Here is a 26383-nt window from a genome sequence, read left to right as displayed (position 1 = left end):
TTATCACGTTTGAGGACATTCACATGACCCCCGAAGACGCCCGGAAATTTCTCAAGGACAACGAGGTGAAATACATCCTCGCGCAGTTCGTCGACATTCACGGAGTCGCCAAGACGAAGTCCGTGCCTGCGGCGCATCTCGACAGCATTCTCACCGCAGGCGCCGGTTTCGCGGGCTTCGCGGTGTGGGGGCTCGGCATCGATCCGCAGGGCCCCGACTTCATGGCCGTCGGGGACGTCAACACGTTGCAGATCGTGCCCTGGCAGCCGGGTTATGCGCGCATCGTCTGTGACGGACATGTGAAGCGCGAGCCCTGGCCGTTCGAAAGCCGTGTGACGCTGAAGAAGCAGGTGCGCCGTCTGGAAGATCACGGCTGGATCCTGAACACCGGTCTCGAACCGGAGTTCTCGCTGCTGCGCAAAGGGCCCGACGGCGCCATCGTGCCGTGCGACCACACCGATGCGCTGCACAAGCCGTGCTACGACTACAAGGGTCTCTCGCGTTCGCGCGAATTCCTGGAGCGGCTGACGGACGCGTTGATCAAGGCGGGCATCGACGTCTATCAGATCGATCACGAAGACGCGAATGGCCAGTTCGAAATCAACTACACGTACACCGACTGCCTGAAGTCTTGCGATCACTACGTGTTCTTCAAGATGGCGGCGGCGGAGATCGCGAACGAACTGGGCCTCATCTGCTCGTTCATGCCGAAGCCTTTCGCGAACCGTCCCGGCAACGGCATGCACATGCACATGTCGATTTCCGACGGCAAGAAGAATCTGTTCGCCGACGATCACGACGAGAACGGCCTCGGCCTTTCGAAGCTCGCGTACCACTGGACGGCGGGCATTCTCAAGCACGCGGGCGCGCTCGCCGCGATCTGCGCGCCGACGGTCAATTCGTACAAGCGTCTGGTCGTCGGGCGTTCGTTGACGGGCGCGACATGGGCGCCCGCCTATGTGAGCTATGGCGACAACAACCGCTCGTCGATGGTGCGCATTCCTGGCGGCCGGATCGAACTGCGCTTGCCGGATGCCGCCTGCAACGCCTATCTCGCTACAGCCGCCGTGATCGCAGCGGGCCTTGATGGTGTCGAGAACCGTCTGGAGCCCGGTAAGCCGTGCAATGCGAACCTTTACGAGATGTCCTCGCAGGACCTCAAGGAGAACGGCATCAGCATCCTGCCGCAGAACCTCGAAGCCGCGTTGCATGCGTTGGAGCGCGACGAACTGATGCTCGAGGCGCTGGGGCCGGCAGGCGACGAGTTTCTCCGACTGAAGCACATGGAGTGGATCGAGTACATGCGCCATGTGTCGGACTGGGAACAAAAGTCTTACCTCGAATTTTTCTGATCAAGGTTCCTAATCAGAATTTTTATTGAAATTGAGCGCGAGGAGATAACGATGTGTGGAATTGTCGGACTACTCGTCAAGAAACCGGAGCTGCGTGAGCGGCTCGGCGAATTGATGGTGCCCATGCTGCTGGGCATGACGGAGCGCGGCCCCGATTCGGCCGGTCTTGCGGTGTTCACGAAGCCCGTCGCGGACGGCACGCGCAAGATCAGCCTCTATTCGGGCCTGACGGACGAGGGCGCGGATTTCAACTGGCAGGGGCTCGTTCATGAACTGAACCAGCACCTCGGCGCGAAGGCCTCCGTGCATGCCAAGGACAATCACGCCGTGCTGAGTGTGGCCGCCGATCCCGAGACGGTCAAGCACTGGATCCGCGAAACGCATCCTGGGCTGCATGTGCTGTCGACGGGCCGCATGATCGACCTGTACAAGGACACGGGCACGCCCGGCCAGGTCGCGGACCGTTACGCGTTCAGCGGGCTGACGGGCACGCATCTGGTTGGCCATACGCGGATGGCGACGGAATCCGCCGTGACGCCCGATCGCGCGCATCCGTTCACGGCGGGCGAGGACTTCTGCCTCGTGCACAACGGTTCGCTGTCGAATCCGAACGGCGTGCGGCGCATGCTCGAACCGCAAGGCATCCGCTTCGACACCGACAACGACACGGAAGCCGCGTGCCGTTTCCTCGAATACCGGCTGCGCGAAGGTGACGATCTCGAAGTCGCGCTGCAAAAGGGCTTCGAGCAGCTCGACGGCTTCTACACGTTCCTGATGGGCACGCCCGACAAGCTCGCGCTGATCCGCGATCCGTTCGCCTGCAAGCCGGCTGTGGTCGCCGAGACGGACGATCTCGTCGCGATCGCTTCCGAGTTCCGCTCGCTCGCGCATCTGCCCGACATCAAGCATGCCCGCGTCTTTGAACCGGCTCCCGAGGAGATGTACGTATGGACAGTGTGAACTTCGACCTGGCGTCCGGCTCGGTGACGGACGTGAACGGATTCCTGCACCGCGAGGCCGCGAAGGCGGGCACGCGCAAGGTGCTGATTTCGAATCCCGACGGCGCGCACAACATCGCGGTGGGAATCGATCTGCCCATCGAAGTCGAGATCGACGGCCATGCTGGCTACTACGCGGCCGGCATGAACAAGGAAGCGAAGGTGACGATCTCGGGCAGCGCCAGCACGGGCGTGGCCGAGAACATGATGAGCGGCCGCGTCCACGTGAAGGGCTTCGCCTCGAACGCGGCGGGCGCATCGGCGCACGGCGGGCTGCTCGTCATCGAAGGCGATGCGGGCCTGCGCTGCGGCATTTCGCTCAAGGGCGCGGACATCGTCGTGAAGGGATCGGTTGGCAGCTTTACCGCGTTCATGGCTCAGGCGGGCCGCATCGTGATCTGCGGCGACGCAGGCGACGCGCTCGGCGACTCGCTGTACGAGGCGGTGCTTTACGTGCGCGGCAAGGTCAAGTCGCTGGGCGCCGACGCGCGCGAAGAGCCGATGCAGGCCGCGGATGTGGAAGCCGTTGCGCAGTTGTTGCGCGCAGCGGGGCCCGCGTTCGCGGAATTCGATCCCAAGGAATTCAGGCGCGTTGCGTCGGCTCGCTCGCTGTATCACTGGAATGCCGATGCGAATCAGGAATATTGAACCGGGGACCCCGCCATGGAAATCAAGCCCGTACATATGAAACACATTGCCACTGAAGAGTCCTGGGGCTTCGACCGCAAGACGATCGACTATATCCAGAATGCCGCGGCACACGGATTGTACGAGATCCGTGGTCTCGGGGCGAAGCGCCGCGTGCCGCACTTCGACGACCTGCTGTTTCTCGGCGCATCGTTGTCGCGCTATCCGCTGGAGGGATACCGCGAAAAATGCGTGACCAAGACCGTGCTCGGCACGCGCTTCGCGAAAAAGCCGATCGAGCTTGCCATTCCCATCACCGTCGCGGGGATGAGTTTCGGCGCGCTGTCGGCGAACGTGAAGGAGTCGCTCGGCCGCGCCGCCACGGAAGTCGGCACGTCGACGACGACGGGCGACGGCGGCATGACACCCGAAGAGCGGCGCTCGTCGAAGACGCTCGTCTATCAGTGCCTGCCGTCCCGTTATGGCTTCAATCCCGACGACGTGCGCAAGGCCGACGCGATCGAAGTCGTGATCGGGCAGGGCGCCAAGCCCGGCGGCGGCGGCATGCTGCTCGGCCAGAAGATCTCGCCGCGCGTGGCGAAGATGCGCACGCTGCCGGAAGGCATCGACCAGCGTTCGGCATCGCGCCATCCCGACTGGACGGGTCCCGACGATCTGCAGATCAAGATTCTCGAATTGCGCGAGATGACCGACTGGCAGACGCCCATCTATGTGAAGGTCGGCGCGACCCGCACGTTCAACGACGTCAAGCTCGCGGTGCATGCGGGCGCGGACGTGATCGTCGTCGATGGCATGCAGGGCGGCACGGCCGCGACGCAGACGTGCTTCATCGAGAACGTCGGCATTCCGACGCTCGCCGCGCTGCGCCAGGCCGTCGATGCGCTCGAAGACCTCAACATGAAAGGCCAGGTGCAGCTGATCATCTCGGGCGGCATCCGCAGTGGGGCCGACGTCGCGAAGGCGCTGGCGATGGGCGCCGATGCCGTGGCCATCGGGCAGGGCGTGCTGGTGTCGCTCGGCTGCAATAGCGCGTCGTATATCGAGAACGGCCAGCATGTGAATGCGCTCGACGACTACGCGAACCTCGGCACCGCGCCGGGTTTCTGCCACCATTGCCACACGGGCAAGTGCCCCGTCGGCATCACGACACAGGACGCGGTGCTGCAGGAGCGTCTGAAGCCCGAGGTCGGCGCAAAGCGTCTGAAGAACTATCTGAAAACGCTGAACATGGAGCTGACGACGATCGCGCGCGCGTGCGGCAAGCAGAACGTGCACCATCTGGAGCTGGAAGACCTCGTGGCGCTCACCGTCGAAGCAGCGGCGATGGCGCGCGTGCCGCTCGCCGGGACCAACTGGATTCCCGGCCTGAACGGCGCACGATGACCGCGCAACTGATCGATGGCCGGCACCTCGCACGACGTCTGCGCGCGCGCTTTCGCGAGCGCGTCGCGGCCCTGTCCGCGCGAGGTGTCGTGCCTGGTCTAGCCGTGGTGCTGGTGGGCGACAATCCCGCGTCCGAGGTGTACGTCGCGAACAAGGTAAAAGCCTGCGCGGATTGCGGCGTGCGCTCGTTCATGCATCGCTTCGATGCGGACTGCCGGGAGACGGAACTGCTCGATCGCATTGCCGCGCTCAACGTCGAGCGCGGCACGCACGGCATTCTCGTGCAATTGCCGTTGCCGCCGCAAATCAGCGTGCGTCGTGTGCTGGAAAGCATCGTCGTCGACAAGGACGTCGACGGCTTCCATCTGTACAACGTCGGCGCGCTGGTGGTCGGCAATTCCGTCTTTCCTCCGTGCACGCCCTACGGCGTCCAGCTTCTGCTGGAGACGACGGGTATCGACGTGGCGGGCAAGAACGTCGTCGTGGTCGGCGCGAGCAATATCGTTGGCAAGCCGATGGCGCTGATGCTGCTCCAGAAGGAAGCGACCGTCACCGTCTGTCACAAGAAGACGCGCGACCTCGCGCAGCATACGATACACGCTGACATTCTCGTGGTCGCGGCGGGCAAGCCGGGGCTTATCAAGGCGGAGATGGTCAAGGAAGGCGCGATCGTGATCGACGTCGGGATCAACCGGATGGCTGATGGACGCATTGTCGGCGATGTCGATTTCGAGCCGGTGCGCGAGCGGGCTTCGTGGATTACGCCGGTGCCCGGCGGCGTCGGACCGATGACGGTCACGATGCTGATCGAAAATACGCTGCGCTCGGCAGAGCGTTTTGCAGACGGGGAAGCGTTTCACCCCGCGCAGCCTTTCTGGCAGATGCCGGCGGGGTAGGCGGGCAGAAACGCGTTAATTGCGTTCAAGATCACAGGGAGGCCCGGATGGCAGACGATACACACAAGGCACCTGGTACGGCCGCACAGTTCGCGCTGTCGAGCCGCATGGCCCGCCGGCTTGCGTTGGGACCGGGCGTTGCGTTGGTTGACGAGGTCGAATCGAACCTGGTGTTCGTGCGCTTCGGCTCCGCCTATGACGACTCACTCGCCGACCAGCTGACACTGCGCACGATCGCATGCATCCAGGCACAGGGCGTTTGCGATGTACGTGAGGCCGTGTGGCAAGGACGTGCCGTGATGCGCCTGTCGGTCAATTCGTGGGCGAGCATCGGGCATGACGCCGATTGCGCCGCCGATGCCATTCTGTCGGCCTGGAATCAGGTACAGGGCGACTATCTGTGTCAGGAACGTGAGGCAATGGCGCTGGCGTTTGGTTGAACGTTGTACTGCACATCTTGATGAAGGGCGGCCCGCAGGCCGCCCTTTCCCCTACCGCTTGCTGTTATTCCCAATCGCATCCGCAGTTGCGAGCAACGCCTCGGCCATGCGTATACTCGCGGCGTCGATCAACCGGCCATCGAGCGAAACAGCGCCTTTGCCTTCCTTCGCGGCTTGCGCCATCGCATCCATGATGCGGCGAGCCTTGGTGACTTCGGTGTCGGCGGGCGTGAACACCTGATTGGCAAGTTCGATCTGCGACGGATGGATCGCCCACTTGCCCTCGTAGCCCAGCACGGCTGCGCGGCGCGCGGCGGCATCGTAGCCATCGGGATCGCTGAAATCGCCGAACGGACCGTCGATGGGACGCAGCCCATACGCGCGGCAGGCGACCATCATCCGTGTCTGCGCGGCATGCCATTGATCGCCCCAGAAGTAATCGCGCTCGCCGCGCGCGTTCTTGTCCGTGAGCACGCCGTAGTCGCGATTCACGCCGCCGATCACCGTCGTACGCGCGCGCGTCGAAGCCGCGTAATCCGCGACGCCGAACGACATCGCCTCCAGACGCCGGCTCGATTGCGCGATGCTCTCGACGTTCGCCATGCCGAGCGCGGTTTCGATCAGCACTTCGAAGCCAATGCGTCTGGTGCGTTGGCGCGCGGCTTCGATCTGCGTGACGAGCATGTCGACGGCGTACACGTCCGCCGCCACGCCGACCTTCGGAATCAGGATCATGTCCAGTCGCGGACAAGCCTCGACGATATCGACCACATCGCGATACATGTAATGCGTATCGAGACCATTGATGCGGACCATCATCGTCTTGCTGCCCCAATCGATCTCGTTGAGCCCTTCGATGATGTTCTTGCGCGCCTGTTCCTTGTCGTCCGGCGCGACGGCGTCCTCGCAGTCGAGAAAGATGATGTCGGCGGCCGAGCGCGCGGCCTTTTCGAACATCGCGGCATTCGAGCCGGGAACGGCCAGCTCGGAACGATGCAAGCGCGCTTTGGCCTGCTCGATGACAGTGAAGCTCATGCGGATTCTCCTGTAGGCAATCTACGGTGGCGGTTATCGACGACGGGCGACGGCGTTCAGCCCGTCGCGCCGAAACCCGATGCGATGCAGTTGATGGACAGCAGCAGCGGCACCTGATACGCGCGCCGCTGCCGTTCGGTCTCTGCGGAGCGATAGAGGCGAAGCAGTTCGATCTGCTGCCGGCTGATGAGATCGATCGCGGGCAGGCGGCGCTGCAGGCGGGCAGTGAACTTCGGAAAGCGCGCGCCCAGTCCGGGCGAACCCGTGACTGTCTTCACCATCCTCACGGTGAGCTGGTATTCGGCCTCGATCTGCCTGAAGAGCGTGTCGCGGGTCTGCTCATCCTGAACGAGGCTCGCGTATTCCCGCGCAATATCCAGGTTCACCTGGGCCAGCGTCTTCTCGACTTCGTCGATGACGAGCCGGAAGAGCCGCGACTCGTCGAACATCCGCCGCAGCAGATCGAGCCCGCGTTCCTGACGCACCGACAGAAAGCCTTCGATCGCGCTGCCGACGCCGTACCAGCCCGTGAGCGCGTGGCGGTTCTGTGCCCACGCGAACACCCACGGAATCGCGCGCAGATCCTGCAAGCTCTTTGCGCCGAAGCGGCGCGCAGGGCGCGAACCCATGTTGAGCATCGACAATTCTTCGAGCGGGCTCGCCGCCTGAAAATACGCGAGCACGCCCGGCTGTTCGATGAACTTCGCGTACGCGGCTCGCGACGCGCCGGAGAGCGCTTCCATCGCCTCATCGAATTCGCCTTTGGGCAGCAACGCTGCTTCGCGTTCCGACTTGAGCGTATGTTCGAGCACGCTCGATGCCAGCAACTCGACGTGATACTGCGCGGTGCCTCGATTCGCGTATTTGAACGACACCACTTCGCCCTGTTCGGTGACGCGAAAACGTCCGTTGACCGAGCCGGCGGGCAACGCGGCGATCGCGCGGCCAGCAGGGATGCCGCCCCGGCTCACTGAACCGCCGCGTCCATGGAAGAACGCGATCGAAATGCCGAGTTCGTCTCCGAGCCGCTTGATCTTCGTCTGCGCCTTCGACAGCTCCCAGTTGCTCGCGAAGAATCCGCCGTCCTTGTTCGAATCGGAATAGCCGATCATGATCTCCTGCACGCCGCCCTGCGCGCGGATGCTGCGGCGGACCATCGGCACGGCCAGCAGTTCGCGCAGGATTTCAGGCGCGCGGCGCAGATCGTCGATGGTTTCGAGCAAGGGCACGACGGGCAGCGTGCAGCTCTCCGTGCCCGCCGCGTCGGAAAAGAGACCCGCTTCCTTCGCAAGCAGATAGACGCCGAGCACGTCGTTCGCACGATGCGTCATGCTGAGAATGAACGCGCCGAACGCATTGCGATCCACCTGCTGACGCATCTGGCGCACCGTGCGGAAAATCTGCAGCGTCTGTGCTGCCTCGGGCGGCAGCGCGAGAAAACGGCGCTCCCGTTCCGCTTCGCTGTCCGACGCTTGCCCCAGTTCGCTCAAGAGCCACGCTTTCCATTCTTGCGAGTCGCTCGCGGGTGGCTCGCCGGACGTGCCGCAGGTCGCGCGCCACAAAGCGCGCAGGGCTTGCTCGATGACATTCGTGTTCTGGCGCAGATCGAGCTGCACGGTGCTGAAGCGAAACGTCTCCACTTCGTGCCGCAATGGCCGTATGAGCATCCGCGCCAGCCGCCCGCTTTCCGTCGCGAGGAGTGTCTGCTCGATCACGAGCAGGTCGGCGGCCAGTTCGTCGGCGCTCGTGTAGCCGCCCTGAACGGGCATGCTGTCGGCGGGACGGCTCGCGTTGGCGAGCGTCGCATCGAGCCGCCGCAGGATGCACGTCAGGTATTGACGGAACAGTTCGCCCGGATTGCGTGACGCGATGGACGTGGGCTCGCCGCTCGCCATCAATGCGCGCGCAAGCGCCTCGTGGAAACTGTCCGGCGCAGGCAACGCTTCGGATGTGATGCTCAGCATCTGCGTCAGTTCGACGAGACGCAGCCGATAGCGCTTCAGACACGCCAGCCTGTTTTCATGCAGCGTCGCGCGCGTGACGCTGTCGTCGACGAACGGATTGCCGTCCCGGTCTCCGCCTATCCACGAACCGAACTGGAAAAAGCGCGGCAGGTCGAAGCGCTCGCCCGGATAGTGGCGCTCGAGCGCGTTCTCCAGCTTGTCGAACAGCAGCGGCACGGCTTCGAATAGCGTCTCGCCGAAAAAGTGCAGTCCCCACGCGACTTCCTGTGCGACAGTGGGCTTTTCGAGCCGCAGTTCGCCGCTCATCCACAACAGCTCGATATCGTTTCTGAGCGCGAGAACGAGCGTATGGCGTTCGCGAGGCGTCCAGCGTGGCGATTCGAGTTCCATCAGGCGCCGGTAGATGCGCCTGTGAATTTCGAGCACGGTGACCCGCTTCGCTTCCGTCGGATGGGCCGTCAGCACGGGCCGAACTTTTAGATGGCTCAGCGCGTTGCGCACTTCGGCAGCGGGAACGCCGGCGTCAGCGACTTCGGCAATCACGCGCGCAAACGAATCGGGCAACTGGTCATAGCCCCCTTCGATCTCGATTTCGCGGCGCCGGCGCATCGCCGTGCTTTGCTCGGCAATGCTGAGCAGCTGGAACCACATGCCTTGCGCTTGCAGCATGCGCCGGAGCACGACGCGGGAGGTGCGGTCATCCATCCGCTCGCGCATCAGCTCGCTCATCGATTCATGCGCGGACTCGCCCCGCAGCGTGCGTTCGACTTCGGGCTGACGGGCGTGCGCGATGTCGCGCAACAGCTCCGACAGCAGATCGATCACTGCCTCTTCATAGTCGTCCGCGCTGAGGGCGGGCAGCGACGCCGACGCGGCCGCGAGCTTGTGCAGCCCGTCGGCGGCAGCGTGCCTGCCCGCATGGAGGGGGCGCACAGCTTCGACGCGCGGCGAGTCGGGCTGTGTGTCGATGCCGTAGCCCCAGTCAGGCAACGCGGCGCGCGACATTGTCTTCGAGCACAGAGGCAACCGTGGAACCCAGCTCGGACGCGCTGGGCGCAACCGGGAGGCCGTAGGACTTCATGATTTCCGCTTTCTCGGCGGCGCTATCGCCTGCCGCCGAGATGATGGCGCCCGCATGTCCCATACGCCGGCCCTTCGGTGCCGTCAGGCCGGCCACATAGCCAACGACGGGCTTCGTCATATGCTCGCTGACCCACTTTGCCGCTTCCGCTTCCTGCGGTCCGCCGATTTCGCCGATCATCACGACGGCTTCCGTCTCCGGGTCCTGCTCGAACAGCTTCAGATGATCGAGGAACGAGCTGCCGTTGATGGGGTCGCCGCCGATGCCCACGCTCGTCGTGACGCCGAGGCCGAGCGCGTTGAGTTGCGCGGCGGCCTCATAGCCGAGCGTGCCCGAACGCGACACGATGCCGACATTGCCGCGCCGGTAGATATGACCCGGCATGATGCCGAGCATCGCGCGTCCCGCGCTGATGATCCCCGCGCAGTTCGGGCCGACCACCATCGTGCGGGTTTCCTTCGGATAGCGCAGCAGATAGCGTTTGACGCGCATCATGTCCTGCGCCGGGATGCCGTCGGTGATCACGCAGACGAGCTTCAGCCCCGCGTCGGCGGCTTCCATGATGGCGTCGGCGCAGTAGGGCGGCGGCACGAACACGAGGCTCGCGGTCGCGCCCGTTTCGCGCACGGCCTCTTTCACGGTGTCGAACACGGGGCGCTCGATGTGATGCTTGCCGCCCTTGCCGGGCGTCACGCCGCCGACCACGCGGGTCCCGTAGGCAATCATCTCCTTCGCGTGGAACGAGGCCTTGTCGCCCGTGAAGCCCTGCACGATGACGCGGGTGGTTTCGTCGATCAGGATACTCATGTCTGTGCTCCTTATCTGTGATTGCCGGCCTGGCGCGCGCGGTGCGCCTTGGAGGCCTCGACGGCCTTTTGCGCCGCTTCCAGCAGCGACTCCGCCGCGATGATGGGCAGCCCGCTTTCCTTGATGATGCGTCGTCCTTCCGCGACGTTCGTCCCCGCCAGTCGCACGACCAGCGGCACTCTCAGGCCGCGTGCCGCCTGCACGACGCCCTCGGCGACCCAGTCGCAGCGATTGATGCCGGCGAAGATGTTGACGAGGACGGCCGACACGTTCTGGTCCGACAGCACGAGGCGAAATGCGGCCGCCACGCGCTCGGGCGATGCGCCGCCGCCGACGTCGAGAAAGTTGGCCGGTTCGCCGCCCGCATACTTGATCGTGTCCATGGTGGCCATCGCGAGGCCGGCGCCGTTGATGATGCAGCCGATGTCGCCGTCGAGCCCCACGTAGTTCAGGCCGAACTGCGCGGCTTCGGCTTCGCGCGGATCTTCCTGCGTCGCATCGCGCATCTCGGCCACATGGGGATGGCGGAACAGCCCGTTGTCGTCGAAGGAAATTTTCGCGTCGAGGGCGATCACGCGATCGTCAGCCGTCACGACGAGCGGGTTGATCTCCACCATCGTCGCGTCGAGATCGCGAAACGCGCGGTATGCGCCCATGATCGTCGAGACAGCGCGGCTCACCTGCTTGATGCTCAGGCTCAGACCGAAGGCGATTTCGCGGGCCTGGAAGGGCTGCAAGCCGACGGCGGGCTCTACCACCGTCTGGAGCACGGCCTGCGGGTTCGTGCGCACGATGTCCTCGATATCCATGCCGCCCTGTGCCGAGGCGATCACGCGCACGCGTTCCGCTTTCCGGTCGAGCACGATGCCGAGATAGATCTCGCGTTCGAACTTCTCCGCGACTTCCACGTACACACGCTCGACGACCTTGCCTTCCGGCCCCGTCTGCGTTGTCACCAGATGCTTGCCGAACAGCCCGGTCGCCGCTTCGTGCACGTCGTGATAGGTCTCGCACAGCTTGATGCCGCCCGCCTTGCCGCGCGCGCCCGAATGGATCTGCGCCTTGACGGCCCAGTGCCAGCCGCCGAGTTCCGTTGCGCAATACACGGCCTGATCCGGCGTGTAGGCGACCGAGCCGCGCTGGATCGGCACGCCGAAGCCAGCCAGCAGGTCTTTGGCCTGATACTCGTGAATGTCCATATCGATGTCTCCGATGTAGTGCTGGTTTCCGTTGCGTGGTTGCGTGGCCGTCAGGTCACGAGGTTGCGCGGCTCGCCACGCGCGAAGGCCTCGATGTTCTCGATCAGCTGGTCGGCCAGCGACTGCATGGCGTCGTCGGAGGCCCACGCAACGTGAGGGGTCAGGATGAAGTTGGGCAGATCGAGTTCGAGCAGCGGATTGCCCGCGACGGGCGGCTCCTGGCTCAGCACGTCGAAGCCCGCACCCGCGATCAGCCCTTCCTTGAGCGCCGTGGCAAGCGAGGCTTCGCACACGAGCCCGCCGCGCGCCGTGTTGATCAGCAGGCAGTCGCGCTTCATGATGCGCAACTCGTCGAGTCCGATCAGGTTGCGCGTAGCGGGCGTGAGCGGCGTGTGCAGCGAGATCACATCGGACGTGCGCAGCAGCGTGTCGAGCGGCACGTAGTCGAGACCCGGCGTGCGTGCGCGCTTCGAGTCGTGGGCGGCGAAGATCACACGCATGCCGAAGCCGCGCGCGATCCGCGCCGTGCCCTGGCCGAGCGCTCCGCCGCCGATGATGCCGAGCGTCGAGCCATGAAGATCGCGGATCGGGTGATCGAAGAAGCAGAACTGCCTCGCCTGTTGCCAGCGTCCGCGCTGCACGTCGTGGCGGTAAGCGAGCAGATTGCGCCGCAACGCGAGGATCAGCGCGAACGTGTGCTCGGGCACGGTGTGCGTCGCATAGCCGCGAATGTTCGCGACGGCGATGCCGCGCTCGCGGCAGTACGCCGTATCGACGCAGTCGTAGCCCGTCGCGGCCACGGCGATCATCCTGATCGACGGGTGCCGGTCGAGCACGTTCGCCCGCAACGGCACCTTGTTGGTGATCGCGATGGTGGCGCCTTCGAGCCGCTGCTCGACTTCGTGTGAGGAGGTCGATGCGTACTGGACCCAGCGGTGCTCGAACGCGGGACGCCGGACGTCGGCGTTCAGCGTCGAACGGTCAAGAAAGACGATGTCGTGTTGCATGATGTCGTAGGTGCCGTGATGTGAGCGGGAAGATTGCGATCCGAAGCGCGTCTCATCGGGCCACTGCGGGCCACTGCATCAGGCCGCGACGACGCGGCGCACGGCGGGCTCGGCTGCCTGCTGGGCCGTCGAATGTGTCGCCGCTTGCGCGCCCGGCGTGTGTGTGCGCCAATACTGTCCCGCTGCGCCCACGCCGCTGCCTGGGCGTACGTCGATACCAGCATCGAGCATGGCCATTTCCGCGCCTGCAATTGCGCTCGTCAGCATCAGTTCGTTGAGGTCCCCAAGGTGGCCGATGCGGAACACCTTGCCCGCGACCTTCGACAGCCCCGCGCCGAGCGCGAGGTTGTATCGGCGATACGCCGTGTCGATCACCTGAGCGGCGTTGAATCCTTCAGGCACGACGATCGCGGACACCGTATCGGAGTGCCACTTCGGCGCCTTCGCGCATACGTCCAGTCCCCAGCCTTCCGTGACGGCGGCGCGCACGCCCGAGGCAAGATAGTGGTGGCGAGCGAAGACGTTTTCGAGGCCTTCCTGGAACAGCAGATCGAGTGCGGCGCGCAGCCCGTACATCAGTGACAGGGCAGGCGTGTACGGGAAGTAGCCGGTTGCGTTGGCGCGCACCATGTCGGCGAGATCGAAGTAGCAGCGGCGCGATGTCGCGTGCGCGATGGTCTTCAGCGCCTTCTGGCTCACGCACAGGATGCCGAGGCCCGCAGGCAGCATCAGCCCTTTTTGCGAGCCCGTCACGGCGAGATCGACGCCCCATTCGTCCATGCGAAAGTCGATGCAGCCGATCGAACTCACGCCGTCGACGAACAGCAAGGCCGGATGACCCGCCGCATCCATCGCGTGGCGCAATGCGGCGATATCGCTCGTCACGCCCGTTGCCGTTTCGTTATGGCAGGCGAGAATGCCTTTGATCGTGTGCTGGCGGTCGGCCTTCAAAATCTCCGCGATGCGTTCGACGGGCACGCCTTCGCCCCAATCCACATCGAGAATCTCGACGTCGAAGCCGAGGCGCTGCGCCATGTCGGCCCACAGATGGCTGAACTGGCCGAAGCGCGGCACCAGCACTTTCTCACCCGGCGACAGCGTATTCGTGAGCGCCGCTTCCCATGCGCCCGTACCCGACGACGGGAAAATAAACGGCTGGCCTTCGGCTGTCCGGTAGATTTTCTTCAGATCGGAGAGCAGACCATGCGCGAGTTCAGGGAATTTCGTCGAGCGGTGGTCTTCCATCGACACGACCATCGCGCGTTGCACGGCGTCGGGAATATTCGTCGGGCCGGGGACGGCGAGGATGTTGCGTCCTGCGATGCGCGTGCCTGAAGTATTCGACATGATTCGTCTCCTTGAATGATGGACTTTGAGAAGTCGTTTGGCGTGTTTCAGTGCGCCGTATGGCCAGCGGCCGATCTGTCGTCCCGTGACGCAGACGGGTTGTGACGCAATGCGTCGGGTGCGTCGCGATAGACGGGGAACTTCGCGGTGAGCGCGAGCACGGCATCGGCTGTGCGGCGAATCACGAGATCGTTGCCGGGCGCATCGAGCACATCGGCGATCAGATGCGCAAGCTGTTCGGACTCGGCTTCGCGCAAGCCGCGCGTCGTGATGGCAGGCGAGCCGATGCGCACGCCGCTCGTGACGAAGGGCTTTTGCGGATCGTTCGGAATCGCGTTCTTGTTGACGGTGATGAACGCGCGGCCAAGCGCGGCTTCCGCCTCTTTGCCCGTCACGTTCTTCGCACGCAGATCGACGAGGAATACGTGTGAATCGGTGCGGCCCGACACGATCCGCAAGCCACGCTGCTGGAGCGTCTGCGCGATGGTCCGCGCGTTGACGAGCACCTGTTGCTGGTATTGACGGAATTCGTCCGTCATCGCTTCGCGCAGCGCGGCGGCCTTGCCCGCGATCACATGCATCAGCGGGCCGCCCTGGATGCCGGGGAAGATCGTCGAATCGATCGCCTTTGCTGTCTGCGCACTGGCGAGAATCAGGCCGCCGCGCGGACCGCGCAGCGTCTTGTGCGTGGTGGTGGTCACGTAGTCGGCGATGCCGACGGGGCTAGGGTAAAGTCCCGCCGCGACGAGGCCCGCATAGTGCGCCATATCGACGAGCAAGGTCGCGCCCACGCTATCGGCGATTTCGCGAAAGCGCTGCCAGTCGATCACGAGCGAATACGCGGAAGCGCCCGCGACGATCATGCGCGGCCGATGCGTCTGCGCGAGTTTGCGCACTTCGTCGTAGTCGATTTCTTCCGTATCGGGATCCAGACCGTACGACACGGCGTTGAACAGCTTGCCGCTCACGTTGACGGACGCGCCATGCGTGAGGTGTCCGCCATGCGCGAGCGACATGCCGAGAATGGTGTCGCCCGGCTTGAGCGCGGACAGATACACGGCCTGATTCGCCTGTGATCCCGAATGCGGTTGCACGTTCGCATATTCGGCGTTGAACAGTTGCTTCGCGCGATCGATCGCAAGCTGCTCGACGACGTCGACGTGTTCGCATCCACCGTAATAGCGGCGGCCCGGATAGCCCTCCGCATACTTGTTGGTCAGCTGCGATCCTTGCGCTTCCAGCACGGCGGGCGACGTGTAGTTCTCGGATGCGATCAGCTCGATGTGATCCTGCTGGCGCTGCGTTTCCGCTGCGATGGCCTGCTTCAATTCCGGATCGGTGACCGCGAGCGTGTTTTGGTAGCTGAACATGGATGAACCTCTCTTGAGTCGATGAGACAGGTCGGACGTACTGCTCGTCCGCTGTTTCGTCTTTAAGTCAACTTGGCATTCCTGTTGAAACGATGGTAGTGGCGCAGCGCCAAAAGCACTCATTCGGGTTACTTATCCGACCCATAAGCTCGCGTGTGAGCCTTGCCGGCTGGGCATGAAGCCTCATGGAGTACCTCTTCATGGGCATTGCCCGCGTAGCCCCGGCTGGTAGAGTTGAGGCGTGAAAGCAGGCCGTTCTGGCGTGCGTCCAGGAGGAAAGAGAGCGAGATGCTGCACCTGACTTTGCGTCAGCTACGCGTGTTCGAAGCGAGTGCGCGCCATCTGAGCTTTTCGCGCGCGGCGGAAGAGCTTCATCTGACGCAGCCCGGCGTTTCGTCACAACTGAAGCAACTCGAAACGGGCATTGGCATGCCGCTGTTCGAGCAGGTTGGGCGGCGCCTCTTCCTGACGGCGGCGGGCAAGGAACTGTATAGCCATACGCGGCTGCTCCAGCAGCAGCTGTCGTTCCTCGAAGAGTCGCTCGACCAGTTGCGCGACATGAAGCAGGGCAAGCTGAAGGTGTCGCTGGTGAGCGGGACGGCCAATCCGCTTGCATTGCAGTTGATCGCAAAGTTCACGCGGGCATTTCCGGGCGTCAAGGTGAGCCTTTCGGTCGGGAACCGCGAGTGCGTGCTGAACGAACTGGCGAGCAACGAGACTGATCTCGCGATCATGGGGCTTCCGCCTGAAGGACAAGGTCTCGCCGCCGTGCGCGTGGCGAAGAATCCGCTCGTGATGATCGCGCCGCCCGATCATGCGCTCGTGCGCGAGCGCCGCATCGCGCTCGATATGCTGGAGCGCGAAACGTTTCTCGTGCGCGAGTCCGGCTCCGGCACGCGCCGCGCGATGGAGCGCTTCTTTGCCGAACACCGCATCAGTTTTCGTCCGGGCATGGAAGTGAGCAGCAACGAGGCCGTCAAATGGGCTGTGCAGGCCGGCATGGGCCTGTCGGTCGTGCCTCTCGCGACGATCATGGCCGAACTCGAAACGCTGCGGCTCAAGGTGCTCGATGTCGAGCACTTTCCGATCGTCCGGTATTTGTATCTGGTGCATCGGGAGAGCAAGCAGCTATCTGCTGCCGCGTCCACGTTCAGGGAGAGCCTCGTGAACAGCGCGCAAGAAGCGGGTGAGCGGGTGTCAATGGACGCCTAACCTCGCAGCAGTTTTCTCCTTTACCCCGAACCGATACGTCGCCGCGCAGCCGCCGCTGTGTATATGCGCGCGAGACAACATCGCAAGCACGCCGCCATCACGCGTATAGCCCGCATTCGTGTGTTTTGCGTCGTGCGCGATGCAGATTGTCACGCGTCGTCCGATTGCGATGGCCGGGATCGGCAGGGATCTCGCTGCACGCATGCAGCGAATCGATTCATGGCATGGAACGTGAATATCCCACCTCCAATGCGCCAAGACCTGGCGATGAAAAAAATCGTTCTGTAGGAGTGTCTGAGCGACAAGGGCGGCGCGGAACGAGGCGTGTCAGCGGCGCGTGCCGCATGGTCGAATACTTGCTCCTGCTGTCGCAATACATCGGCACAGGCGACGGACAGATCACGTTTGAAGAATCAACGGCGAACTTGATTGCGTTATTGCATCGCGCGGCCGATGCGACCTCTTGAAACCAGGCAATCACCTCACACGGAGCGCCTATGTGGGTGGTAAAGATTGGCGGCAGTCTGAGCCGCGATCCGTTACTCGAAGAATGGCTCGCGGATCTGAGTGATTTCGGCCGCGGACGGGTCGTGATCGTGCCGGGCGGCGGCCGGTTCGCGGAGCAGGCTCGCGAGCATCAGGACATCTGGCGATTCGATGATGTCGCCGCGCATAACATGACCGTGCTGGCGATGGCGCAATATGCGCTGATGATGCAGGGCCTGTGCCGTCAACTGCTGATTGCCGCGACGGATGCGCAGATTCGCGCCGCGTTGCATGCGGGGCGCGTGGCCGTGTGGGTGCCGCTCGATCTGCTGTTCCAGGAAGCCAACCGGCTGACCAGTTCGGACGTGACCTCCGACAGCCTCGCCGCCTGGCTCGCGAACCGGCTGAATGCGGAACGCCTGGTCGTCGTGAAGTCATGTGAGATCGAACCGTCGCGTTCGATCGAGGAATACGCCGCGCTCGGCATCGTCGATCGCTCATTCGCGAGGTTCACCTGCGACGCGTCGTATCCCGTCGACCTCGTGAACCGCAGCGACGGGTCGCGCGTGCGCGACCGTTTGCTTCACGCGACAGCGGATTGAGCGGGTGCTTCGATACCGATATCGTTTGCAGCGCCGTGAGCGCTACGTGCAGGGCCCGGCAGTTGCGCGCGCAGATCGCGCACGCGCGCGGGATCGAGCCGGCTAGTGCGCGACCCATCGCGCAGCGCCGTGCGGAAACCGGCGATGTCGGGACCGAGTGCGCGGATCAACGGCACGTGCTTGCCAAGCAACTCGCCCGCGAGTATCGCCATCGCATCGTGCATGCGCACGATCTGCACCATGCTGTCGAGCACGGCAAGCGGCACGCATTGAAAGAGATTCGCGAGTTTCCTGCTGGTCGTATCGACCATGACGCCCGCAAAGCGCAGTTTGGACGCGTATTCGACCACGCGCAGGTCGAGGCCATTGTCCACCAGCAGCACGGGCACCATGTTCCCGTGAAGGCGACGCATAGAAGCGAGCGTTCGACACGCGACGTCGAATGAAGCGCCATCGGCCGGGACGCCAGCCTTCACATAGCCGACACCGCAACGTGCCGTCCTCGACGCGCGAAACGCCAGCGACGCGTCGTCCCCGGCCCGCCCGTCACCGATCGTTGCGCTGACGGGCAGATGGGGATATTCCGCGCGCAGGGATTGCGCGATGCGCGCGATCCGCGCCGCCGGGATGGCGCCGAATGCGCCGGCGCCAGGTTCGTCCAGATCGATGAGATCGGCGCCGGCTCTCGCGGCGTCGCGCGCCTCGTCGAGCGTGCGCACACTGGCGAGCATACGGATCATGGAGCCTCCTTGTTCAAGCCGTTCTCGCATAAAGACGCGCGTAGCCAGGGTAGCCAGGATGTTCAGTTTGCGGTACACACTGCAACGCCTCTCGACCGGTCATCTGTGCGGCTATCCGTCGTCTGCGCGATGCACTCAGGCTTGGTCGAGAACGTTTACGCCGATCGCTTGCGACATTCGTGCCTGGGCCGCTTCTTGCATCAGCGAGCACCACACACAGGCTATAAGGACACCCAATGAACGTGATCGACAGGAACGTAATAGAGCGGCCACATCTCGCTTCGTCCGGGATGGACCTGATCTTTATCGAAGGGTTTCAGGGTGATACGGTCATCGGAATCGACCCGGACGAGTTGACCCGTCTGCAGCCGGTGCGGATCGACCTATGGGCAGGCGTGCCGCGCAGTCACGCGTGCGACACGGATCGTATCGGCGACACCATCGACTACAGCAAGGTGCGCGCGGCGCTGGAATGGCTGCTGGACATGCACAAAGTGCAGTTGCTGGAGGCGCTGGCGGAGTCGATTGCGCAAATGCTGCTTGCCGACTTCGGTGCTCACTGGGTGCGCGTCTCGCTCGCCAAACCCGAGAAGTTCGCAAACGTGAAGGCGGTCGGCGTGACGATCGAACGGACCGCGCGGTGGCCTTGATCCGATGCGTGCATGCTGTCGAACACTGTGCAGAATCAGTGACATTTTGCTTCATGTCTGCAAGAACGGACTCGCGGCATGAGCGGGCGGCGTGAGGTCCGCGAACTGACCTTCGAGCCACGCCCCCGTTTTCTCGATCAGAAAGCGCCGGAACGCCGCGCAGGTCGGCGACATCTGCTTTGCGTTCATGTGGACCACGTGCCATACGCGATCGATGGGCGTGCCGTTCACGTGCAGGATCGACACCTCGCGTGCCAGCAGTTCGAGCCGGAGCGTGTGCAGCGGCAACAGGCTCACGCCCATGCCCACCATCACCGCCTGTTTGACGGTTTCGTTGCTGTCGAGCGCGAGGGTGCGAGCCGGCGTGAACAGATGATGCTGGAACATTTCGATCGCGACGGCCGCTGTGTCGGAACCCGGTTCACGCATCAGAAACGTGTCATGGCGCAAATCGTGCAAGTCGAAAGACGCTGCATCGACGAACGGATGAGTCGTGCTCGCGGCGATCACATGCGGGTTGTACGCGAGCGGCTCGCAATGTGCATCGAGTTCGACGGGCGTACGCCCCATCACGGCGAGATCGATCGCGTTGTCCTGCAACTGGCGCAGCAGCACGTCACGCTTGCCGATCGAAAAGCGAATATCGACTTTCGGATAACGCTCCGCGTATCGCGAGATCTGGCGAGGGACGAAGTACCGGGCCGCGCTGACGAGACCAATGGAGACGGTTCCGCCATCGGCAGACGAAAGGGACCGCATCGCATCTTCGGCGTCCTTGATGTCGCCGAGAATCCGCTTCGCGTGATGCGACAGCGTCGCGCCGGCTTCGGTGAGCGTAATGCGCCTCCCGATGCGTTCGAAAAGCGTCAATCCGACCGCTTCTTCGAGCTGCTTGATCTGCATGGAGACGGCAGGCTGCGTCAAATGCAGGTCTTCGGCGGCGCGCGCAAAGCTCTCGTACTGTGCGGCAGCAGAGAATATCTGCAACTGGCGCAAGGTGAGGTTGCGAAGCAGATTGAGCATGGTCGGCACTCCATACGGCGACTGATAAGCGTCGCTTAAAGCGCAAATAAAAATTTCTGAATTTCTATCGAGGGCTCACCGGCTTACTGTGGTTGCCAGTGGTCATCGCACGCAACGGACGATCGAGGTCACGATGAATGCACGAATCGAACCAGGCGAACAGGAGCGCTCCGCCGGCATCACGGGCGACGGCTGCGCCGCCGCCATGAGTGCCGTCCAGCCGACACTGTCGAGCTTCCTCGCTGCCCATCTGACAGAGCGTCACGCGCAGGCGGCCAACGTCGTGCACGCCGCCGCCGATGCCGCGCTCGGTGCCCTGATCGACGAGATCGCTCAGGCAGTGAAGAACATTGCGATGCACATCGCGCAGGGTACGATCAGCGGGCCGCGGACCGTCTGCCCGGCGCGCGCGTCATCGTTTCACGCGACGCTCGGCGCCACCGTGCATGACGCCCTGATCGGCGTGTGCGAGCGCAGTGCGGATAGCGCGGGCATGGTCTCGCGTGGCATGGAGTCCGTTCGCGTGGTGCGGGCGGGCCGTTACGTGATGTTGGCTGATGCGCTCGACAGCGCGGCGAATGCCGAAACGAACGTGGCGCTCGGAACGGTTTTCTCGATACGGTCTGCCGATGCAGCGAACGCCGACGAAGGACGCGAAATCACAGGCACGAATCAGCTTGCCGCCGGCTACGCGCTGTATGGACCGGCAACGATCCTTGTGATAACCGTCGGACGCGGCACGCATGGCTTTACCCTGTGCCGCGAACGCGGCGAATTCCTGTTGACGCATCCTGCTATCCGCATTCCCGAACAGGGCGCCGAACTGGCTATCAATGGCGGCAATGAACGCCTCTGGGAGCCGCCCGTGCAGCGATACGTGAGGGAGTGTCAGGACGGCAGCGCGGGCATGCGCCAGCGCGACTTCGACACGCGCTGGATTGCGTCGCTGGTTGCCGATACGCATCGCACGCTGCTGCGCGGCGGCCTGTGTCTTTTCCCGCGCGAGTGCCGCCGTGCGGCGCGCGCCGCGCGTCAGCCTTTGCTGTATCAGGCGCAGTCGCTGGCGTGGCTCGTCGAGCAGGCGGGGGGAATGGCCAGCACCGGGCGCGCGCGCATTCTCGATGTCGCGGCCGATACGCATGCGCGCACGCCGATGTTTCTCGGCACGCAGAGCGAGGTCGAGCGCATCGAGCGCTATCACCGCGAGCACGAGCGAGGCGAGGATGCACCGTTCACGTCACCGCTCTTTAACGAGCGCTCATTGTTTCGTCCGGAAGCGCGCGTGTAGAGGAGAGTGACGGCATGTCGATCAAACATCCGATTGTCGCGGTGACGGGTTCGAGCGGGGCAGGGACGACGACCGTGATGAACAGCTTCCAGCACATCTTCCGGCGCGAGAAGCTCAATGCGCAGGTTATCGAAGGCGATGCGTTTCATCGATTCGACCGCACGGCGATGCGCGCCGCGATGAAAGAGGCGGAGGAAAGCCGCCGTCAGTTCAGCCATTTCGGCCCGGAAGCGAACCTGCTGGAGGATCTCGCGGCGCTGTTCAGCGAGTATGCCGCGACGGGGCGAGGACGGGTGCGGCAATATCTGCATGACGAAGCGCAAGCCGCGCAGTACGATCTCGAACCCGGCATGTTCTCGCCGTGGACGGACATCGAGCCGCCCACCGATCTGCTCTTTTATGAAGGCCTGCATGGCGGCTTCGTCGGACGCGGCATCGATGTGGCGCAACACGCGGACCTGCTGGTCGGCGTCGTACCCATCATCAATCTCGAATGGATCCAGAAACTGCATCGGGACAAAACGCTGCGCGGATATTCGCAGGAAGCCGTGATGGACACGATCCTGCGCCGGATGCCGGACTATGCGCACCATATCTGTCCGCAGTTCAGCCGCACGCATGTCAACTTTCAGCGCGTGCCGACCGTGGACACGTCGAACCCATTTACCGCCCGCGACATTCCGAGTGCCGACGAGAGCTTCGTCGTGATCCGTTTCGCCAACCCGAAGGGCATCGACTTTCCCTACCTGCTCACGATGCTGCACGACTCGTTCATGAGCCGGCCGAACGTCGTCGTCGTGCCGGGCGGCAAGATGGGACTCGCGATGCAACTCATCTTCACACCCATGATCCTGCAGATGATCGACCGCCAGAAGCGGGCGGCCTGACCCGTCTACGGGAACACCCTGACCGTCAACAAGGAGACACAGACATGCAAGTCATGCCGCGCAATATGCCAATCGATGCCGTGCTGTTCGATCTCGACGGCACGCTGCTGCACACGTCGCCGGATATCGGCAACGCGCTCAACCGGGCGCTGGCCGAGAACGGCTTTCCTTTGCTCGCGCCGGGCGTGGCGCAGACGTTGATCGGCGGCGGTTCCGAAATTCTCGTCGATCGTGCGCTGACGCTGCTGGGTGTCGAATCGCGTCCCGCGACTCTCGACCTCGTGCTGCGCCGCTACGAGACGTGCTATCACCAGATCTGCCGCGATGAAAACCAGTTGACGGCGCTTTATCCCGGCATCGAGACGACGCTCGACAGCTTGCGGGGCATGGGGCTCAAGCTCGGCGTGGTCACCAACAAGGAATCGCGCTTCGTCGATCCGCTGATGTGGCGCTTCGGCTTGCATGCATGGTTCGACATGGTCGTCGATGGAAGCGCGCGCTTGCCGCGCAAGCCCGATCCCGATCCGCTCCTGCACGCGTGCGAGGCGCTGGGCGTCGACCCGGCGCATACGCTTTTTGTCGGCGATTGCGTGACGGACGCGCTCGCGGCGCAGGCGGCCGGGATGCCGATGGTGTGCGTCAGCTATGGATACAGCAGCAACCATCCCGTGTCCGAACTGCCTTGCGTGCGCGTGATCGACAGAATCGGGGAGTTGACGGAGTTGATTGGCGGGCCGCGCACGTGGCAGCGTGCAACGCGTATCGATCACGGCATCGCAACGCACGAGATGCAGGCGAGCCAGTTGAACTGACTTCGCCGGGGCGCGTCACGTATTGATGTGGACGCGCCTCATTTTCCGATAGAGCGTGTTGCGCGTGATGCCGAGCGCAATCGCGACCTGGCTCACGTTCCAGCGGTTCTTGTCGAGCAGCGCGAGCAGGGCTTCGCGCTCCGCCTGGAGGATCGCATTGAGCGGCGCGGCACTGGCCGCTTCGGCGTCTGCGGCGTCGGCGAAGTCATCGCTATCGGGCAGCGCGGGCGCCGGGCTGGCAGGTTGCGGCCGATGCAGATTCTTCTCCCGCTGAACGAGCCACGCGGGCAGATGGTCCGTGGTGAGTACATCGCCGTCACACAATGCAGCCGCCGTGCGCAGCACGTTGCGTAGCTGGCGGATATTGCCGGGCCAGTCGCTGTCGAGCAGAATCTGCCGCACGTCTGCCGAAAGCCGTGGAGCAGGGCTCTGTTCCTTCTCGAGCAGATGGCGGATCAGCGCGAGCTTATCCGTGCGCGCGCGCAGCGGAGGAAGCTCCAGCATCACGCCGTTGAGCCGGTAATACAGGTCCTCGCGGAACTGTCCGCTTTCGACCAGTTCCTCGAGATCCCGGTGGCTTGCACTCACGAGCTGAAAATCCACCTTGACGACGGCTTCGGAACCGAGGGGCGTGACTTCGCGTTCTTCGAGCACGCGCAACAGACGCGCTTGCAACGCAAGCGGCATGTCGCCGATTTCATCGAGAAAGAGCATGCCGCCATCGGCTTGCAGAATCTTGCCGCGTCGTCCTTCGCGTTGTGCGCCTGTAAAGGCGCCCGCGCGATAGCCGAACAGTTCGCTCTCGATCAGGTGCTCGGGCAACGAAGCGCAATTGACGGCGACGAACGGACCATTCCTGCTTTTGCTTGCCGCATGCAGCGCATTGGCGAACACTTCCTTTCCGCTGCCCGTTTCACCATGAACCAGCACGGCGACGCCGCGATCGATCACGCGTGCGCCGAGATCGAACTGACTGGCAATCTGCGCGTCGCCGAATTCGACGCGCGCAGCGCCCGGCCCTGACGCGGCTGTCGGCCTTGCTGCCCGTGCCGGACGGCGGACGGCTGCAACGGGCTGCGTTGTGATCCCTTCGTGCGCCGCACGATCGCGCGGCGCCTGCGCGACGACGAAAAAGCGGCTCGACGCATGCGTGCAGTAAATGGCGACGGGATAAAACGAACTGCCTGCGCTGCGCGTCACGATCGCGTTGAGCGAAGCGTTGAAGATTTCAGTGACCGATTTGCCCGCGATATCGTCGAGCTTCGCAAAGCCGAGTTGCATCAAGGCGCTGCGGTTCGCACCGAGTATCGTGCCGTCCTCGTCGACAGTGAGCCTGCCCGCATGCAGCGTGCCGACGAACTCGGGGCGGCTGTGAAACTGGATACGGTAGGCGTGCGTGTGACGTGCATCGAGCAGGCGGTTCTCGATCATCTGCCGCGACATGCCGACAAGCACGAGCGAATGCTGCTGCAACAAAGGCGAGCGGCTCGTGACGTCGAGCACGCCTGCAATCGTTCCGCGTTCGTCGAATACCGGTGCGGCCGCGCAAGTGAGCGTGGTATAGCGCTTATAGAAGTGCTCGTGCTGGCGCACGGCGATGGATTCGCCTTCGGCGAGACAGGTTCCCATGCCGTTGGTGCCCGCTTCACGCTCGTTCCACACGGCACCGGCGCAAAGCCCCCAGTCTTCGACTTCGCCCGCGAATTCGGGCGACGAAGCCAGATGCAGGATGACGCCTTCGGCGTCCGTCATGATGACGGCGAGTTCGGGATCGCCGAGCTGCTGATAGAGCGTAGCCATTTCGAGCTTCGCGCAATCGACCAGATCGACATTCAGCTCGCGGCGCTGCGCGAGTTCCGCACTGGAGATCAAGGGTGGCGGCGCGCACACGTCGGGATCGAGGCCGTAGTCTTCGATGCAGCGCGTCCACGAGCGGACCACGGGCTCGCTCGGGGCGAATCCGCCGACGCGCTCACGCATGATGCTTTCGACCCGGGTACTGTTTCTTGAGAGCGACTGGCATGACGACATGGTGGGCATCTCCGAGAAAACACGAGCGCATATGCAAGCTGGTGCGCCACACTGAGCCAATTATTGGCATTCGGATTCGACGTGGCAATGCGCCTCGTTGGATTACCTACTGGTGAGTAAAGGTTAACCACAGGGGCGATGCGGGAGCCCACGGGAAAGCCACGAGACGACGCCGCAAGATGGCGCGGCGTGTGCGTCACTGATTCACTGATGAAATGAGAGAGGAGCGAGCGGCGAGCGCGCGTGCAGCCGCATTGTGCTGGCGCATTAGTGAGGCGAGCGCGTTCCGCCGTGTTCGCGTTGCCACAGAACGGCTTCAAGCCGCGAGTGAAGATCGAGCTTGCGCAGTACATGCTTGACATGCACTTTCACAGTACCCACGCTGATATCGAGCTTGCGCGCGATGGCCTTGTTGCACAGACCCGCGACCAGATAGTCGAACACCTCGACCTCGCGCGCGGTCAGTTCGTTCTGCGCGGTGGGAATGCTTTGGCCGTGGCCGCCCGAGAGCGCCTGAACCAGGGCGCCCGTGACGGACTCGCTTAGAACAGCCGTGCCCTTGAGCGCTTTTTGAAGCGACACGCACAGGTCCTCGGGGTCCATATCCTTGAGCAGATATCCGTGCGCGCCTGCGCGTAACGCGGCCACCACGTCGCGCTCGTTGTCCGACACCGTCAGCATGATGAAGCGCGCGTCCACGCCGGCTTCGCGCATTCCTTCCAGCGTTTCGATACCGTTCATGCGCGGCATGTTGAGGTCGATCAGGACGACATCCGGCTTGAGCCGGACAGCCAGTTCGATCCCGTCCTCGCCGGAGATCGCTTCGCCGGCGACCTCGAACGCAGGGTTCATCTTGATCAGTTGCGCGACGCCCTTGCGAAACAACGGGTGGTCGTCGATAAGAAGTACGGTGTGAGTGACCATCTGCTCTTCCTGGGTTCATGGACCAGAACAATGAAGTTCATCGGTCTGGACGCGTAAACTGCACCGTTTGACGCAGTACGATCTCGTGAACGTGCGAGCGGTGGTTAGTGTTGTTATTCCCGGAATCGATGCCGAAACAGTTTAACAACATGCTGCGAGCGAAAAAATAGCCTGGTGCCGGAACGCTGGCTTATTCCGGGT

General features: G+C 63.5%; 24 protein-coding genes. 13 read left to right on the top strand and 11 right to left on the bottom strand.

The genetic code is table 11. The annotated features are described in order from the left end of the window. Positions 1-23: 23 nt before the first annotated feature. The 6 genes from glnT to VSR68_RS38825 are packed head-to-tail and all read left to right on the top strand — an operon-like array spanning position 24 to position 5717. Positions 24-1352 carry a type III glutamate--ammonia ligase gene (gene glnT, locus VSR68_RS38850; RefSeq protein ID WP_342944822.1) on the top strand — a complete coding sequence of 443 codons (1329 nt, stop codon included), beginning with the start codon at positions 24-26 and terminating at the stop codon, positions 1350-1352. A gap of 51 nt (positions 1353-1403) precedes the next feature. After that, positions 1404-2312 carry an amidophosphoribosyltransferase gene (locus tag VSR68_RS38845; protein ID WP_342944821.1) on the top strand — a complete coding sequence of 303 codons (909 nt, stop codon included), beginning with the start codon at positions 1404-1406 and terminating at the stop codon, positions 2310-2312. Then, entirely contained in the window at positions 2300-2998 is a 699-nt protein-coding gene (locus VSR68_RS38840; RefSeq protein WP_342944820.1) for a protein glxC, read from the top strand. Before VSR68_RS38845 ends, VSR68_RS38840 begins: the two co-directional genes overlap by 13 nt. Before the next feature lie 15 nt (positions 2999-3013). Next, positions 3014-4381: an FMN-binding glutamate synthase family protein gene (locus tag VSR68_RS38835; RefSeq protein WP_342944819.1), complete on the top strand. Its 1368-nt coding sequence runs from the start codon at positions 3014-3016 to the stop codon at positions 4379-4381. Beyond that, on the top strand, positions 4378-5277 hold the full coding sequence (gene folD / locus VSR68_RS38830) for a bifunctional methylenetetrahydrofolate dehydrogenase/methenyltetrahydrofolate cyclohydrolase FolD (protein ID WP_342944818.1): 900 nt from the start codon (positions 4378-4380) through the stop codon (positions 5275-5277). The genes VSR68_RS38835 and folD overlap by 4 nt, the downstream gene beginning before the upstream one ends. Positions 5278-5324: 47 nt before the next feature. After that, positions 5325-5717 (top strand): hypothetical protein, encoded by a 393-nt coding sequence (locus VSR68_RS38825; RefSeq protein ID WP_342944817.1) that lies wholly within the window; start codon positions 5325-5327, stop codon positions 5715-5717. Positions 5718-5768: 51 nt separating this feature from the next. Here VSR68_RS38825 and VSR68_RS38820 read toward each other — a convergent pair whose 3' ends face one another. From VSR68_RS38820 to glyA, 7 genes are all read right to left on the bottom strand, one after another. Then, complete coding sequence (locus VSR68_RS38820) at positions 5769-6752, bottom strand: CoA ester lyase (RefSeq protein WP_342944816.1); 984 nt, start codon at positions 6750-6752, stop codon at positions 5769-5771. Positions 6753-6808: 56 nt separating this feature from the next. Continuing rightward, positions 6809-9721, bottom strand: a complete 2913-nt coding sequence (locus VSR68_RS38815) for a phosphoenolpyruvate carboxylase (RefSeq protein WP_342944815.1) — start codon at positions 9719-9721, stop codon at positions 6809-6811. Then, positions 9699-10604, bottom strand: a complete 906-nt coding sequence (sucD, locus tag VSR68_RS38810; protein ID WP_342944814.1) for a succinate--CoA ligase subunit alpha — start codon at positions 10602-10604, stop codon at positions 9699-9701. Before sucD ends, VSR68_RS38815 begins: the two co-directional genes overlap by 23 nt. 11 nt (positions 10605-10615) lie before the next feature. Beyond that, on the bottom strand, positions 10616-11803 hold the full coding sequence (locus tag VSR68_RS38805) for a malate--CoA ligase subunit beta (RefSeq protein WP_342944813.1): 1188 nt from the start codon (positions 11801-11803) through the stop codon (positions 10616-10618). Positions 11804-11853: 50 nt separating this feature from the next. Next, the gene (locus VSR68_RS38800) at positions 11854-12810 is read right to left on the bottom strand and encodes a D-2-hydroxyacid dehydrogenase (protein ID WP_342944812.1); all 957 of its coding nucleotides are present in this window, start codon (positions 12808-12810) and stop codon (positions 11854-11856) included. Between the two features lie 78 nt (positions 12811-12888). Continuing rightward, positions 12889-14157 carry an aminotransferase class V-fold PLP-dependent enzyme gene (locus VSR68_RS38795; protein ID WP_342944811.1) on the bottom strand — a complete coding sequence of 423 codons (1269 nt, stop codon included), beginning with the start codon at positions 14155-14157 and terminating at the stop codon, positions 12889-12891. Positions 14158-14204: 47 nt separating this feature from the next. Continuing rightward, complete coding sequence (gene glyA, locus VSR68_RS38790) at positions 14205-15527, bottom strand: serine hydroxymethyltransferase (RefSeq protein ID WP_342944810.1); 1323 nt, start codon at positions 15525-15527, stop codon at positions 14205-14207. A 288-nt stretch (positions 15528-15815) separates the two neighbouring features. Between glyA and VSR68_RS38785 the strand changes: the two genes are divergently transcribed. From VSR68_RS38785 to VSR68_RS38775, 3 genes are all read left to right on the top strand, one after another. Continuing rightward, complete coding sequence (locus tag VSR68_RS38785) at positions 15816-16739, top strand: LysR family transcriptional regulator (protein ID WP_342944809.1); 924 nt, start codon at positions 15816-15818, stop codon at positions 16737-16739. Positions 16740-16963: 224 nt separating this feature from the next. After that, positions 16964-17206, top strand: coding sequence for a hypothetical protein (locus VSR68_RS38780; protein WP_342944808.1), 243 nt, complete (start codon positions 16964-16966; stop codon positions 17204-17206). Positions 17207-17236: 30 nt separating this feature from the next. Beyond that, positions 17237-17827, top strand: coding sequence for an aspartate kinase (locus VSR68_RS38775; protein ID WP_342944807.1), 591 nt, complete (start codon positions 17237-17239; stop codon positions 17825-17827). On the opposite strand, the gene VSR68_RS38770 is transcribed toward VSR68_RS38775, so the two are convergent. Then, entirely contained in the window at positions 17809-18567 is a 759-nt protein-coding gene (locus VSR68_RS38770) for a (5-formylfuran-3-yl)methyl phosphate synthase (protein ID WP_342944806.1), read from the bottom strand. The two genes, VSR68_RS38775 and VSR68_RS38770, sit on opposite strands and share 19 nt — an antisense overlap. Before the next feature lie 236 nt (positions 18568-18803). Between VSR68_RS38770 and VSR68_RS38765 the strand changes: the two genes are divergently transcribed. After that, on the top strand, positions 18804-19217 hold the full coding sequence (locus VSR68_RS38765) for a dihydroneopterin aldolase (protein ID WP_342944805.1): 414 nt from the start codon (positions 18804-18806) through the stop codon (positions 19215-19217). A 51-nt stretch (positions 19218-19268) separates the two neighbouring features. Here VSR68_RS38765 and VSR68_RS38760 read toward each other — a convergent pair whose 3' ends face one another. Further along, a complete protein-coding gene (locus VSR68_RS38760) occupies positions 19269-20240 on the bottom strand; it encodes a LysR substrate-binding domain-containing protein (RefSeq protein WP_342944804.1) in 972 nt (323 codons plus the stop codon). Positions 20241-20373: 133 nt separating this feature from the next. On the opposite strand from VSR68_RS38760, the gene VSR68_RS38755 reads away from it, so the two are divergent. Genes VSR68_RS38755 through gph form a run of 3 tightly spaced genes read left to right on the top strand, consistent with a single transcriptional unit; the run spans position 20374 to position 23227 of the window. Next, entirely contained in the window at positions 20374-21528 is a 1155-nt protein-coding gene (locus VSR68_RS38755; protein ID WP_342944803.1) for a class 1 fructose-bisphosphatase, read from the top strand. A gap of 14 nt (positions 21529-21542) precedes the next feature. Next, on the top strand, positions 21543-22415 hold the full coding sequence (locus VSR68_RS38750) for a phosphoribulokinase (RefSeq protein WP_342944802.1): 873 nt from the start codon (positions 21543-21545) through the stop codon (positions 22413-22415). A 44-nt stretch (positions 22416-22459) separates the two neighbouring features. Then, positions 22460-23227: a phosphoglycolate phosphatase gene (gene gph / locus VSR68_RS38745; RefSeq protein ID WP_342944801.1), complete on the top strand. Its 768-nt coding sequence runs from the start codon at positions 22460-22462 to the stop codon at positions 23225-23227. Between the two features lie 15 nt (positions 23228-23242). On the opposite strand, the gene VSR68_RS38740 is transcribed toward gph, so the two are convergent. Both VSR68_RS38740 and narL read right to left on the bottom strand, forming a co-directional pair. Beyond that, positions 23243-25258, bottom strand: a complete 2016-nt coding sequence (locus tag VSR68_RS38740; RefSeq protein ID WP_428983687.1) for a sigma-54-dependent Fis family transcriptional regulator — start codon at positions 25256-25258, stop codon at positions 23243-23245. 267 nt (positions 25259-25525) lie between these two features. Beyond that, the gene (gene narL, locus VSR68_RS38735; protein ID WP_342944799.1) at positions 25526-26182 is read right to left on the bottom strand and encodes a two-component system response regulator NarL; all 657 of its coding nucleotides are present in this window, start codon (positions 26180-26182) and stop codon (positions 25526-25528) included. Between the last annotated feature and the right edge of the window lie 201 nt (positions 26183-26383).

It is taken from the genome of Paraburkholderia phymatum (genome assembly GCF_038900715.1).
Taxonomy (GTDB): domain Bacteria; phylum Pseudomonadota; class Gammaproteobacteria; order Burkholderiales; family Burkholderiaceae; genus Paraburkholderia; species Paraburkholderia phymatum_A.
This window is presented reverse-complemented; position numbering and strand designations above follow the sequence as displayed.